Below are 12,729 nucleotides of genomic sequence, written 5' to 3' on the forward strand. Positions count from 1 at the left end.
CGAGCTTGCGCGCCTCATTCAACCAGCGCTTGCGACTATCGCGACTGAATGATGCTCAAGCGTTCTCCCACCACCATTTCCGTGATCCAGTCCACCAGGATCGAGGTGTAGGCCTGCTGCGACACGGGATCGCTCAGGGCATGGTCGGCGCCATCGATGATCCGGTGGGTCATTGAATGGGTCTGCTGGCAGGCCGCGCGGTAGCTCATGAACGTGGCGTGGGGCACATGCTCGTCGTTTTCCGATTCCACCAGCAGCACATCCCCGGTGAACGTCGAACAGGCATGCAGCGCCCGGTTGCTGTCGGCACGCACCAGGCTGCTGCGGTAATCCAGCAGGTCGGCCTTGTCCAGGTCGCGCTTGGGGCTGTTCCAGGCTTCGTCGCGGTACAACGCCGGGACCCGCAGCGCCAGCCAGCGCACCGGTCGCAGCGAGGTCAGGATGCTCGCCAGGTAGCCGCCATAACTGGTGCCCACCACCGCAATCGCCGAGGTGTCGAGGGCCGGATGGGCCAGCAGGCGGTCATAGGCCGCCAACAGGTCGCGCAGGTTGTCTTCGCGGGTCACGCGGTTCAGCGGGATGCCGCTGCCGGCGTGGCCCCGCAGGTCGAAGGTCAGGCACACGCAACCCAGCCCGGCGATGCCGCGGGCGCGCTCCAGGTCGCGCTCCTGGCTACCACCCCAGCCGTGGACAAACAGTACGCCGGGGACTTTCGACTTGGGGCTGAGGAAAGTCCCGCGCATCTGCTCGTCATCGATGTCGATTTGAATGCTTTCGCTTCTAGCCGTCATAGGATTGGACCGTTACATATTTGAGAAGAAAGTCACTATGTTCCGCGGGCCCGCGATAGACCTCGATGGCATCGGCCGGCAAGGGCCGGTCGACATAGGTTTCCACCGCGGACACACGAATCGCGCGCATCTCCGGATGCTCGATAAAGGCCTGCAAAGCCGCCACTTCGGCGCTGCTGGCACCGCCCATGCGCCACGATTGCTCGAGTACGCCGCTGCGCTGCCGGCCTTCGGCGTCCAGGCCCTGGGCGATGTCGTAGTTGCGCCGGGAGGCGAAGAATCGGGGATAGGCCTCATCGGCGGCGGCGTCGAAAACCCGCGCCTGCTGCACCGCCAGGCGCACTTGCTGCGGCAGTTGCAGCGCCAGCAACTCAGGGTAGCCACCCTGCACCACCAACAGCTCGGAACCGCCGTAGACCTGCTCGCTGTCGGAGTCTTCGGTCAGGTACTGCTGGCCGCAGTAACTGAGGACGTGGCCGGCGATAAAGGACTGGCCGACGCTGTAGGTGGCCACCTGTTGCAGATCCTGCTCCAGGACCACGCCTTGATTGAACTGCCGGGCGACGTCCGGTTGCGCCAGCATCTCGTCGAAGCGCTCCAGGCTCTCGATCACCTGCTGGCCGCGACCGGCGCAGGCATGGATCGGTTTCATGCGGATCGGCCCGCTGTAAAGCAAATGACTGGCCGCTGGCCGGGCGTCATTCAGGGAAAACACGCTCAGGCCGTCCAGCACCACATTGCGCACCCGCTGGGAGAACAGCGCCGCCCAGCCCGGCGGGGCCACGGCGTTCCTGTTCAACAGACCATGGGTAATGGCCTTGGTGCAGATAAAGTCATGCTCGACATACCCGCCCCATAGGTCGTCCGGCCCCTTGAGCCGCAATTGCCGGGCCGCGGCGGGGCCGACGATGGTCTGCGTCGGCAACAGGTACAGCTCGCTCTGCCCATGCACGAGCGGGTCGTAGTCACCGACGAACTGCAACCCGAGGATCTGCGCCAGCCAGCGGGCCAGCGCGCGATTGGTTTCCACGACATGCTGCGAGGCCCCCGGATGGACCGAGTGGGCGACCACCAGCTTCTTGCGTTGCGTCGGGGTCATGCGTCCCCCTTTGTCATCGGCGTGATGAATGTACAAGACAGGGTGCAGGGATCACGCCAGGGCCAGGGGGAAGTCGAATGCCCCCATGGAATAAGCGCTCCAGGCCATCGCTGCTGGCATTGCGCCTGTTTTATTTTGCACGATCGGCCGGCGACGCCCGGTATTTTGCACGACCCGCGGGGTCAGCCCTGCCCGGCCCGCGCCAGCGGTGCCGGCGGTGTCACGCCGAAACGCGCGCGATACTCGCTGGGCGCAAGCCCGGTGATCTTCTTGAAGGTGGCGCGGAACGCCCCCGGGTCCTGATAACCGACCGTCCAGGCGATATGGTCGATGGTGCCGTTGGTGAACTCGAGCATTTCCCGTGCCTTGCCTACCCGCAAGTGCTGGCAATATTCGGTGGGTTTGAGCCCGGTGGCGGCCCGGAAGCGCCGCAGGAAGGTGCGCTCCTCCAGCCCGGCCTGCTGTGCCATGACGGCGAGGGAAACGTCCACCGCGCCATTGGCCTGCAGCCAGTGCTGCACCTTGAGGATCGCCGCGTCGCCATGGCCGAGGATCGGCGCGAAGTTACTGCCGCACTGACTGGCGCTGTCGCTGTGTTCGATCACCAGGAAACGCGCGGTGCCGCTGGTGATGCTCGGGCCCAGCAGGCGGTCGACCAGGCGCAGCCCCAACTCGGACCAGGCCATCAGGCCGGCGGTGGTGATCAGGTCGCCGTCGTCGACGATCGGCTTGTCGGCGTTCAGGCGGATGTTCGGGTAGCGCTCGGCGAACCGCTTCGCCGAGGTCCAGTGAGTGGTGGCGCTGCGGCCGTCGAGCAGGCCGCTTTCGGCCAGCAGGATCGAACCGACACAGACCCCGCCCAGGGTCGCGCCATTGGCATGCTGCTGGCGCAGCCACTGGATCAGCGCCTGCGGTGCCTGCGCCTGGGAAAAACCGGCCACCGAGGGTGGGATCAGCACCGCCAGCAATGGACCGTCAGCACCCGAGTGACTGTCGTACACCCGTACGGGCGCCTGGTCGGCCTGGGCCTGCCAGTGGCTGATGCGCAGCAGCGGCAACTGTGTGCTGCGCTGTTCGGCGGCAATGCGGTTGGCGACCTCGAACAGGTCGGTCAAGCCATGCACCGCGGCCATCTGTGCGCCGGGATAGATCAGCACGCCCAGTTCGGCGACTGCGCTTTCCATACCCATTGTCAGTTTTCCCCCTGCTATTGTCGGTGCGGCCAATCCTCGACCGGCCCGCCGGAGCCAATACTGGACTCCACAGCCAACCACTACTTCAGAGGAAACACCCATGGCCAAGCAAGCGCTCATCGTAATCGATATCCAGAACGACTACTTCCCCAACGGCAAGTGGCCCCTGGTCGGCGCCGAAGCCGCCGCCGACAACGCCGCGCGGCTGATCCAGGCCTTCCGCGACAGCGGCCAGCAGGTGGTGCACATCCGCCACGAATTCACCTCCGACAGCGCACCGTTCTTCACCCCCGGCTCCAGCGGCGCGCAACTGCACCCGAAGGTCAGCAACCGCGCCGACGAGCCGGTGGTGCTCAAGCACTTCGTCAACTCGTTCCGCGAAACCGAGCTCAAGGCCATTCTTGACCAGCACGGCATCGAACAACTGGTGGTGGTCGGCAGCATGAGCCACATGTGTGTGGAAGGTACCGCCAGGGCCGCCGCCGACCTGGGCTACCCGGTGAAAGTGATCCATGACGCCTGCGCCACCCTAGACCTGGAGTTCAATGGCCAGCGAGTCGCCGCGGCACAGGTTCAGAGCGCGGTCATGTCAGCCCTGGCGTTCGCCTATGCCAGCGTCTTGTCCACCGAAGAGTTCCTTGCCGCCGAACGCGTCACTCCGGCCTGAGCCCACGGCTGCGGGGAGTTCTCCCTCACCGCAGCCGCCGTGCAGCCCGATCGTCACGGACAACCGGTGCAGAAACGGCCAGGTCCATGGCGCACGGCAATACACATTGTTTCAAGCAAGGCAACTTAACCGAACAACTTCACGAATGATTCTTACTACCAAAAAAACAACCGCTTCCTTAAACAAGCCCCCAAATAAATTCGCCCACACAATTCAATAAAGCCAAACCAACAAGCCACCTACTCAATAGCCAACTAATAGTCAGCCTAAGAACAGTCATTTCAAATCCTGCCTTATCCCACTACTTTTCCAAAGTATTCCCTTTATAAATTGCGGCGCTTATTTCTTTTGGCTACTTCTCTTGCATATGAAAAAAGGCAATACATTCTATAGCCGAACACCACACCAAAAAATCTTGCACTGCCCCGAGCCCATTGACTAAAACCCACAAAAACAGGTCATCACAGTCCATCCACAAGACTATTCGCAACAGTAAAAACACATTATCCCCAGGCTTTCCAACGAATCAGAAAAGCGTATTGCAGCCAGCTCGCTCGGTTTACTTGCAAAACTCTCGGCCTTGGCTAAGTTGATGACTAATCGCCATCCAAGTGTTCTCCAACGGGGCAAAAACCAATAAGAACCTTTCGAGGAATTCAATAACCGAACATCTCCCCTGCCTTACAAGCTGAACTGACACGGAATAAGTCATATCAATCAAGAGGGATGCTTGATGAAGCGCAGCTCGTTGCCTCGTGCCTTCTCGCTGAAGGGTACGACTGAGAATTACTGGCTCTCGTTATTCCTGTTCTCGATCCTGGTGGTCGCCAGCTTCCTGCTGTTCGAACAGCAGATCCAACAGCTGCTGAATCATCTGGGCAGCTTGCTACCCACCGACCCCACGCAACGTTTAGGCCTGGCCCTGCTGCTGGTAGCCCTGCTGACGCTGGATGTGCTGCTGCCAGTACCTTCAAGCCTGGTGGCGCTGCTGGCCGTGGCAGCCCTGGGTGCCATCGGCGGCTACCTGGTGATCTTTATCGGCCTGTGCCTGGGAGCCTGCCTGGGCTACTGGCTGGGGGCAGGCTACTTTCGCCTGCTCTCCAACTGGCTCGGTCTCAGAAGCTGGCAACCCGGGCAACTGGCCTATCGCCTCAGTACCTTGTCGCTGGTCTGCCTGCGTGGTGTGCCAGTGCTGGCCGAGACCTCGGTGCTGGCCGCCGGCATGCAGCGCTACCCGCTGCGCCAGTTCCTGCTGGTCACCACCCTGGCCAACGCCGGACTGGCCCTGGCCTACAGCGCCATCGGCAGTCTGCTGGTAGAGCAGAACGCCCTGCTGGCGACCATTCTCGCCAGCATGGTCCTGCCGGGTCTGTTCCTGGGCGGCCGCAGCCTGCTCAAGTCACGCGTCGCGCAGCCGCAGGGTGATCGAGCGCTCTCCCTGGAGGGTCGCTTCGAGGTGAGCTACCACTATCCGGTACTGTTCACCGACCACATCTTCCAGGCGGACAATGCCTGCCTGCACCAGCAACTCACCCGGCAGCATCCGGGGCGGACCACCGTGCTGGTGTTTGTCGACGAGCAACTGCTGCAGTGCTCCGCGCAATTACCACGGCAGATCAGCGATTACTTCAGCGCCCATACCGCCGACCTGCATCTGCAGGCCGCGCCGATCGCGGTGCCGGCGGGGGAACTGAGCAAAACCCCGGAAGTGCTCCAGCAGTTGTATGCGCACATGCTGCAGCATGGCCTGGACCGGCACTGCTATGTGCTGGCCCTGGGCGGCGGAGCGGTACTGGACGCCGTGGGCTACGCCTGCGCCACCTTCCACCGGGGCATGCGCCTGGTCCGCATCCCGACCACGGTGCTGGCCCAGAACGACGCCGGCATCGGGGTGAAAAACGGCATCAACGCCTTCGCCCAGAAGAACCTGCTGGGGGCGTTCTACCCCGCCACGGCAGTGATCAACGACTTCCAGCTGCTGCTCAGCCTGTCGCACCGGGACCAGATCGCCGGCCTCGCCGAGGCAGTGAAAGTCGCGGTGATCAAGGATCATGCGTTCTTCCAGTGGATGGAGCAGCAGGTCGAGGCCCTGGCCAGCTTCGAGCACAGCGCCAGCCGTTATGCCATCCGCCGCTGCGCCGAGTTGCACCTGGGCCATATCAATGGTGCCGGCGACCCCTTTGAACGGGGCAACGGCCGGCCTCTGGATTACGGCCACTGGGCCGCCCACAAGCTGGAAAACCTCAGTCGGCACCGCTTGCGCCATGGTGAGGCGGTGGCCGTGGGCATGGCTCTGGATGCGCTCTACGCCAACGCCATCGGCCTGCTGTCCGATGGGGAAACCCAGCGCCTGCTACACGTGCTCGACAAGCTCGGCTTCAACCTGTGCCCCGCGGAACTGCGCCTGAAAGACGCCCAGGGTGGCTCTCTGGTGCTGCAAGGGCTGGAAGAGTTCCGCCAGCACCTGGGGGGGCAGTTGTCGATCCCGATGCTCAACCGCCTGGGCCAGTCCATCGATGTGCACCACATCGAACTGCCAGTGATGGAACAAGCCCTGTTGCGCCTGGCCAGCCTCGGCAGAGCGGACTTCGCCTGGAGCGAGGGCTGCGCGCAATGACGCCTTCAGCGCTGAGCACCTGGCTGACCCTGGGGCGGGTCTCCAACCTGCCGACGGTGTGGACCAACGCCCTGGCCGCCGCCCTGCTGGCCAGCAGCGCCACCGCCCTGGCGCCGCCCTCGTCGCTGGTCTGGACCCTGCTGCTGGTGGTGCTCTCGGCGCTCTACCTGGCGGGCATGCTGCTCAACGACCTGCTGGATGCCGACTGGGATCAGCAGCACCAGAACCCGCGCCCCATTGTCCTCGGCCTGGTCAGTCGCACTCAGGTGAGCCTGGCCACCACCGCCCTGCTGCTGTTGGCGTTGCTGTCGCTGCTAGGGCTCAGCCAGTTGATCGCCCAGCCTCGCTGGCTGCTGGCCAGCGCCGGGTTGTTGCTGCTGTTCATCCTGGCCTACAACCTGCTGCACAAAAAACACCCCCACAGCGTCTGGCTCATGGGCGGCTGCCGCTCGGCCCTGTACCTGACCGCCGCCGCCAGCCTGGCCATGCCACCGCAACCGTTGTGGTTGTGCGCCGCATTGCTGGGCGCCTACATCGCCGGCCTGACTTACCTGGCCCGGCTGGAACATAAGAACCAGCTGCTCAGCCGCCTGCCGCTGCTGCTGATGCTCAGCCCGCTGGCCCTGGTCGCTTATGCCGACAACGGCGTGTTCTGGCTGGTACTGCTGCTGTGGCTGGGCTGGTTGGGCTGGCACTACCGGCGCCATCTGGCCAACCCGCGGCAGCGGCAGATCCGTGCCTTTATCGGTGCCGGCCTGGCCGCCCTGCCACTGTTCGATGCCCTGGTACTGGCCCTGGCCAACCAACCCCTGGGCAGCCTGCTGTGCGTACTGGTGTTTTTCCTGCTTCCCCACCTTCAACGCTGGATCAAGCCGACATGAGCATGGACGTCATTGCCCCATCCTCGAATGCGCTCGCCCCCCGCCATGCCGCCTTCGCCGAACGGCGCCGGCAGCTCGACGGACAGCTCGCCCCCGACACCCGCCGCTGGTGGCAAGAGGCCCTGGAACAACTGGCCCGGAAGCCTTCGGCCAATACCCTGGTGCTGCTCAGCAGCCAGTGCAAACGCCGCCTCGGTGACAGCCTGGTGCCCGACAGCCAAGGCTGGACCCGGAGCCAGCTGGCCCGCGCGCTGTTGTTGGCGCAGCTTCTGCAACAGCAGGCCAGCGCCGATCGGTTGCCCTTGTTGCGCCAGCTGTTCCTCTGGGCCGACGACTCGGAAAAGAGCGCCCTGCTCAAGGCCCTGGACGACCTGGATAGCCAAGGCCACAGCCTCGACCTGGCGCTGCAGGCGGGGCGTACCAACAACCGCGAGGTGTTCGCCGCCATCGCCCTGGACAACCCCTTCCCGGCCCGCCACTACAACGACCGGGCCTTCAATCAACTGGTGCTCAAGAGCCTGGGCATGGGCCTGGACAGCCGCCGGATCAACGGCCTGGCCCAGCGGCGCAGCGTCGATCTCAACCAGCTGGCGCTGGACCTGATGGAGGAGCAATTGGCGGCGCAGCGCAACGTTTCCGACGGGCTGCCCCAGGTCATCGCCTTCGAGTTGTTGAGCCCGGCCCAACGTCTGCGTCTGCGCGACCTGTGCCAGCAGCGACGACTGCCGCCGCACTGGCTCGAACACCTCACGGCCGACGCCTGAACAAGCCAGGCGCCACCACGGTTTTCTACAACCACATCAGGGACTCACCATGCTGAAATACTTCGACCCGCATATTCATATGGTCAGCCGCACCACCGACGACTATCAGAACATGGCCGCCGCTGGCATCACCGGGGTGATCGAGCCGGCTTTCTGGCAAGGCCAGGCGCGCACCAGCGTCGGCAGCTTCATCGACTACTTCGATACCCTGCTGGGCTGGGAACGCTTTCGCGCCAGCATGTTCGGCATCCACCACTTTTGCACCATCGGCCTCAACCCCAAGGAGGCCAATGACCTGTCGCTGGCCAACGAGGTGCTGGAGATCCTGCCGCGCTATCTGGTCAAGGACGGCGTCGTGGCGGTAGGGGAAGTCGGCTACGACGACATCACCCCGGAGGAAGACCGCTTTCTCGCCGCGCAACTGGAACTGGCCAAGCAGTTCAACCTGCCGGTGCTGGTGCACACCCCGCACCGCGACAAGATCGGCGGCACCAAGCGCACCCTGGCGGTGATCCGCGAAGTGGGCATCGTCGAACATCTGGTGATCATCGATCACCTCAACGAACTGACCCTGCCCCTGGTGCTCGACAGCGACTGCTGGCGCGGGCACTCCATCTACCCCAACACCAAGATGTCGGAGCAGCGCATGGTGGCCCTGCTCAAGGAGTACGGCACCGAGAAAATGGTGGTCAACAGCGCCGCCGACTGGGGCATCAGCGATCCGCTCAAGGTGCCCAAGACCGGACAGGCCATGCTCGCCGCCGGCTTCAGCGAAGCCCAGGTGGAGCAGGTGCTATTCCACAACCCGGTGGATTTCTTCGCCCAGAGCGGGCAGCTGGACAAGCAGTGGGTGAGTGCCCCGCTGCCCATCGACCAGCGTCGTCAGTGGCAGGACAACTCCGCCCTGCGCGGCCAGGAACCGGTGGTCAAATGAGCACTCGTCGGGGCTGGAGCGCCGCCCGGATCGGCTATTGCAGCAACGTGCACCCAGCCCCCGACCTGGCCACGCTGAGCGCCTCGATCGAGACGCACTTCCAGGGCGTGCGCCAGCAACGCGGCCTGCCCGAACAGGACAGCGGGTTGTGGATCAGCGCCCAGGCGGCGGCCGAGCTGCAACAGCCGCAGGCCCTCATGGGATTTCTCAGGCTGTTGCGGCACAGCGGGCTGCGCCTGACTTCGCTCAATGGCTTTCCCTACGGCCAGTTCCACCAGGGTGCGGTGAAAGCCGAAGTCTATCTGCCCAACTGGGCCGACCCGCAGCGCCTGGAGTACAGCCTGCAACTGGCGCGGATCCTGGCCGCGGCCCTGCCGCAGGATTGCCCCAAAGGGGTGATTTCCAGCGTACCGCTGGGGTATGCCGCCACCTGGAGCCTGGCCCACCGGCAACGGGCCGAGCAGCAGCTGCGCCAGCTGACCCAGGCCCTGGCCAGGCTGCGCCGGGAGACCGGCAAGCAGATCCTGTTCTGCCTGGAAATGGAGCCCGACTGCGTGCTGGAGCACACCGACCAGGCCATCGAATTCTTCCGTCGCTGGCAAGCCACGGATCCTCACCATGAGCATCTGGCCCTGTGCTTCGATGTCTGCCATCAAGCCGTGGTCTTCGAGCATTGCCATGACGCCCTGGAGCGGCTGCGCCAGGCCGGTGTGCCGGTGGGCAAGATCCAGCTCTCCAATGCCCTGATCTGCCGCCTGCCGGAAGCAGACCCGCTGCGGCGCCAGCAGGTGCTGACGGCCCTGGGGGACTTTGTCGAGGCCACCTACCTGCATCAGGTCAAAGCCCGGGACCACCAGGGCCGCCTGCTGGCCTGGCCGGACCTGCCCGCTGCGCTGCAGGCCGGCGAGCTGGCGTCCTGCCCCGAGCTGCGCATTCATTTCCATGTGCCGCTGTTCAGCGAGCAGTTGTTGCTGCCCGAACTCAGCGGCAGCCAGAGCGCGCTGTTGCAGACCTTCGATTACCTGGCGGAGCACCCGGAAATGCACCCGGTACTGGAGGTGGAAACCTACAGCTGGAACGTACTGCCCGCTCCGCTGCGGCCACAGACCGAACAGGCGCTGCTCCAGGGCATCGTTGCCGAGTTGCGCTGGGTCGAAGGGCAATTACGAGAGCGGCAACTGCTAAGCGCCCCATCCCCCGCGCAGGAGGCCTGCCCCCATGGTGTCTGAAACAAGCTGCCCACCACTGTTGCTGATCAATGTGGTCGGGTTGACGCCGAGCCTGCTGGGCGAGGCCACGCCACGGATCAATGCCTTGCTGCGCAACGCCGCGATGACCAGCCTGCAACCGGTGTTTCCGGCCGTGACCTCGACCGTGCAGGCCTCGCTGCTGACCGGCCTGACGCCCGCGGAACACGGCATCGTCGGCAACGGCTGGTACTTTCGCGACCAGGCCGAAGTGCGCTTCTGGCTGCAATCCAACGCCCTGGTCCAGGGGGAAAAGGTCTGGCAGACCCTGAAGCGCCAGCGCCCCGACTTTCGCTGCAGCCAGTTGTTCTGGTGGTTCAACATGCACGCAGAGGTGGATGCGGCCATCACTCCACGCCCCCATTACCCGGCCGATGGGCGCAAGGTGTTCGGGCTCTATTCGACGCCCGCCAGCCTGCACCAGACCCTCGAGCGGCAGATCGGCGAGTTTCCCTTCCCCGGTTTCTGGGGCCCCGCGGCGGGCATCGCCTCCAGCCGCTGGATCGTCGATTGCGCCATGGCCGAGTTCCAGCTCAACCGACCCGACCTGCAACTGATCTACCTGCCGCACCTGGATTACAGCCTGCAACGCCTGGGACCCCAAGACCCGTCGATCGCCGACGAGGTCCGCGCCATCGACCAGCAGGTGGGGCGCCTGCTGAGCTTCGCCCAAGCCCAGGGCGCCAGGGTGATGCTGCTCTCCGAATACGGCATCGAGGCGGTCCGGCAATCGGTGTCGATCAACCGCCTGCTGCGCCGTGAAGGATGGCTGCAGGTCCGCCAGTCGCTGAGCTGGGAATTGCTCGACCCTGGCGCCAGCGCCGCCTTCGCCGTGGTGGACCATCAGATCGCCCATGTCTACGTGAAACGCGCCGAGGACGTGGCCCGGGTCAAGGCGCTATTGCAGCGCCAGCCGGGCATCGAGCAGGTGCTGGACAAGCCCGCGCAACGGGACTGGCAACTGGACCACGAGCGCAGCGGCGAACTGGTGGCGGTGGCCGCCGCCGGCTACTGGTTCGATTACCGCTACTGGCTCGACGACTGCCTGGCCCCCGACTTCGCCCGCACCGTGGACATCCACCGCAAGCCGGGCTACGACCCGCTGGAACTGTTCATCGATCCGGCCATCCGCTTTCCGAAACTGCGAGCGGCGCGGCGCCTGCTGCAGAAGAAACTCGGCTTTCGCTACTACATGGACCTGATCCCCCTCGATACCCGGCTGGTCCGCGGCAGCCATGGACGCTTGCCGGCCAGCCGCGCGACCGGTCCGCTGCTGATCACCAATTGCGGTCTGTCGTTGCCGGACCAGCTTCCGGCCACGGCAGTCAAGCAACTGCTCCTGCAGTACTTCCTGGAGCGCCCTCACCACGACCCGGCCAATGCCAAGGAGCTTCCATGCGGCGAGCCATCTCTATAACAGTTCTGAGTGCCGTGGCCGGTTTGGCCCAGGCCCAGAGCGCCAGCCCTTACGACTGCAGCAATTTCTTCACCTACGGGACCAACGTCGAGAAGACCCGCAGCGACTTCCTCGCCAGTCCCGAGACCCAGGCCTGGAACTGGTTCGTCTGCCTCAACCAGCCGTCCGCCCAGGGCAGCCCCAACCGGGTCTGGGAAGGGCTCAAGCCCTCGAGTCAGGTGTTCCTGCCCAATGGTGCCCCGCCCCAGCCCTACCTGCCGGAGCAGCCCGCGCCCGACGCAGTCCTGGAACAGGCCCGGCAACTGGGGATGAACCTCGACCGGACCTTCCATGACCTGGACAGCACGCTACAGGTGGACGGCCTGCCCCTGCTGATGGGCGGCCAGGTACCGGCGGCGCAACGGGGCCAGCCGGTGCGTTTTCTCTTGCAGATGGGCCAGGGCACCTTCGACTACATCGTGCAGAAACAGGTCTACAACATGAACGGTCAGTACGCGCTGACCAGCAACCTGAAATTTCCCGAGACCTCCTGGGAGGTAAAAACCTCCTGGATCTGGATCGGCACCGATGCCACGTTCAAGCAACAGCTGGAAAACGACGGCTATTACGTCATCCAGGCCTACTACCCCCACCAGAACCAGTATCAGGTCGGCTATGCCGCGCTCAGCGGCATGCACGTGATCAACAAGCTGAGCCCCGAGTGGATCTGGACCACCTTCGAGAACGTCAACAACCACAAGTACACCGTGACCAACGCCGTGCCGGCCACCCCGATGACCAACACCACCGGGCCGACGCCCCCCTCCATACCAGTCAACAGCAGCTTCCAGGGCAACTACCCCTACCTCTCGAAGTACGAGTTGATCGGGGTCGAGTTCCAACCCGTGACCCAGGTGCTGGCCAATTCGCAACTGGAGTCGGCCTTCCAGGACACCTCATCGTGCCTGGCCTGCCACGGTACCGCGGCCTACTCGAAACAGAAGGGTTACTTCAATTTCGCGATGAAAGAGGACGGCGGGATCGTCTACCCCACCACCCCGCTGCCGGCTTCGGACTTCGCCGATTACAACAAACTGGACTTTGTCTGGTCGCTTAAACGCGCCCAGTGGCAACGCTAAG

General features: G+C 64.3%; 11 protein-coding genes. 8 read left to right on the forward strand and 3 right to left on the reverse strand.

Going from position 1 to position 12,729, the window contains the following annotated elements:
- Window positions 1–35: 35 nt before the first annotated feature.
- From AC3RCP_RS28565 to AC3RCP_RS28575, 3 genes are all read right to left on the reverse strand, one after another.
- Window positions 36–791: an alpha/beta hydrolase family protein gene (locus tag AC3RCP_RS28565; protein ID WP_062824457.1), complete on the reverse strand. Its 756-nt coding sequence runs from the start codon at window positions 789–791 to the stop codon at window positions 36–38.
- The gene (locus AC3RCP_RS28570) at window positions 781–1,890 is read right to left on the reverse strand and encodes a DUF3182 family protein (protein WP_492571908.1); all 1,110 of its coding nucleotides are present in this window, start codon (window positions 1,888–1,890) and stop codon (window positions 781–783) included. Before AC3RCP_RS28570 ends, AC3RCP_RS28565 begins: the two co-directional genes overlap by 11 nt.
- 182 nt (window positions 1,891–2,072) lie before the next feature.
- Complete coding sequence (locus tag AC3RCP_RS28575; protein WP_492571909.1) at window positions 2,073–3,080, reverse strand: GlxA family transcriptional regulator; 1,008 nt, start codon at window positions 3,078–3,080, stop codon at window positions 2,073–2,075.
- Window positions 3,081–3,183: 103 nt separating this feature from the next.
- On the opposite strand from AC3RCP_RS28575, the gene AC3RCP_RS28580 reads away from it, so the two are divergent.
- The 8 genes from AC3RCP_RS28580 (at window position 3,184) to AC3RCP_RS28615 (ending at window position 12,728) form a co-directional block, all read left to right on the forward strand.
- A complete protein-coding gene (locus AC3RCP_RS28580; RefSeq protein ID WP_102679432.1) occupies window positions 3,184–3,750 on the forward strand; it encodes a cysteine hydrolase family protein in 567 nt (188 codons plus the stop codon).
- 733 nt (window positions 3,751–4,483) lie between these two features.
- Window positions 4,484–6,367 (forward strand): 3-dehydroquinate synthase, encoded by a 1,884-nt coding sequence (locus AC3RCP_RS28585; protein ID WP_101339251.1) that lies wholly within the window; start codon window positions 4,484–4,486, stop codon window positions 6,365–6,367.
- Window positions 6,364–7,248 carry a UbiA family prenyltransferase gene (locus AC3RCP_RS28590; RefSeq protein ID WP_101339252.1) on the forward strand — a complete coding sequence of 295 codons (885 nt, stop codon included), beginning with the start codon at window positions 6,364–6,366 and terminating at the stop codon, window positions 7,246–7,248. Before AC3RCP_RS28585 ends, AC3RCP_RS28590 begins: the two co-directional genes overlap by 4 nt.
- Window positions 7,245–8,012, forward strand: a complete 768-nt coding sequence (locus tag AC3RCP_RS28595) for an EboA domain-containing protein (protein WP_101339253.1) — start codon at window positions 7,245–7,247, stop codon at window positions 8,010–8,012. Before AC3RCP_RS28590 ends, AC3RCP_RS28595 begins: the two co-directional genes overlap by 4 nt.
- Window positions 8,013–8,061: 49 nt before the next feature.
- Window positions 8,062–8,946 (forward strand): TatD family hydrolase, encoded by an 885-nt coding sequence (locus AC3RCP_RS28600; protein ID WP_101339254.1) that lies wholly within the window; start codon window positions 8,062–8,064, stop codon window positions 8,944–8,946.
- The gene (gene eboE / locus AC3RCP_RS28605) at window positions 8,943–10,175 is read left to right on the forward strand and encodes a metabolite traffic protein EboE (RefSeq protein WP_492571910.1); all 1,233 of its coding nucleotides are present in this window, start codon (window positions 8,943–8,945) and stop codon (window positions 10,173–10,175) included. Before AC3RCP_RS28600 ends, eboE begins: the two co-directional genes overlap by 4 nt.
- Window positions 10,165–11,610, forward strand: a complete 1,446-nt coding sequence (locus AC3RCP_RS28610; protein ID WP_492571911.1) for an alkaline phosphatase family protein — start codon at window positions 10,165–10,167, stop codon at window positions 11,608–11,610. Before eboE ends, AC3RCP_RS28610 begins: the two co-directional genes overlap by 11 nt.
- Entirely contained in the window at window positions 11,589–12,728 is a 1,140-nt protein-coding gene (locus AC3RCP_RS28615; protein ID WP_053262845.1) for a hypothetical protein, read from the forward strand. The genes AC3RCP_RS28610 and AC3RCP_RS28615 overlap by 22 nt, the downstream gene beginning before the upstream one ends.
- Window position 12,729: the final 1 nt, after the last annotated feature.

Source organism: Pseudomonas sp. GW822-FHT05A08 (genome assembly GCF_058800485.1).

Bases quoted from the DNA above. Each gene is read 5' to 3' on its own strand.
- AC3RCP_RS28585 (WP_101339251.1), top strand. From the start codon at position 4,484: ATGAAGCGCAGCTCGTTGCCTCGTGCCTTCTCGCTGAAGGGTACGACT.
- AC3RCP_RS28615 (WP_053262845.1), top strand. From the start codon at position 11,589: ATGCGGCGAGCCATCTCTATAACAGTTCTGAGTGCCGTGGCCGGTTTG.
- AC3RCP_RS28600 (WP_101339254.1), top strand. From the start codon at position 8,062: ATGCTGAAATACTTCGACCCGCATATTCATATGGTCAGCCGCACCACC.
- AC3RCP_RS28590 (WP_101339252.1), top strand. From the start codon at position 6,364: ATGACGCCTTCAGCGCTGAGCACCTGGCTGACCCTGGGGCGGGTCTCC.
- AC3RCP_RS28565 (WP_062824457.1), bottom strand. From the start codon at position 791: ATGACGGCTAGAAGCGAAAGCATTCAAATCGACATCGATGACGAGCAG.
- AC3RCP_RS28570 (WP_492571908.1), bottom strand. From the start codon at position 1,890: ATGACCCCGACGCAACGCAAGAAGCTGGTGGTCGCCCACTCGGTCCAT.
- AC3RCP_RS28580 (WP_102679432.1), top strand. From the start codon at position 3,184: ATGGCCAAGCAAGCGCTCATCGTAATCGATATCCAGAACGACTACTTC.
- AC3RCP_RS28595 (WP_101339253.1), top strand. From the start codon at position 7,245: ATGAGCATGGACGTCATTGCCCCATCCTCGAATGCGCTCGCCCCCCGC.
- eboE (WP_492571910.1), top strand. From the start codon at position 8,943: ATGAGCACTCGTCGGGGCTGGAGCGCCGCCCGGATCGGCTATTGCAGC.
- AC3RCP_RS28610 (WP_492571911.1), top strand. From the start codon at position 10,165: ATGGTGTCTGAAACAAGCTGCCCACCACTGTTGCTGATCAATGTGGTC.
- AC3RCP_RS28575 (WP_492571909.1), bottom strand. From the start codon at position 3,080: ATGGGTATGGAAAGCGCAGTCGCCGAACTGGGCGTGCTGATCTATCCC.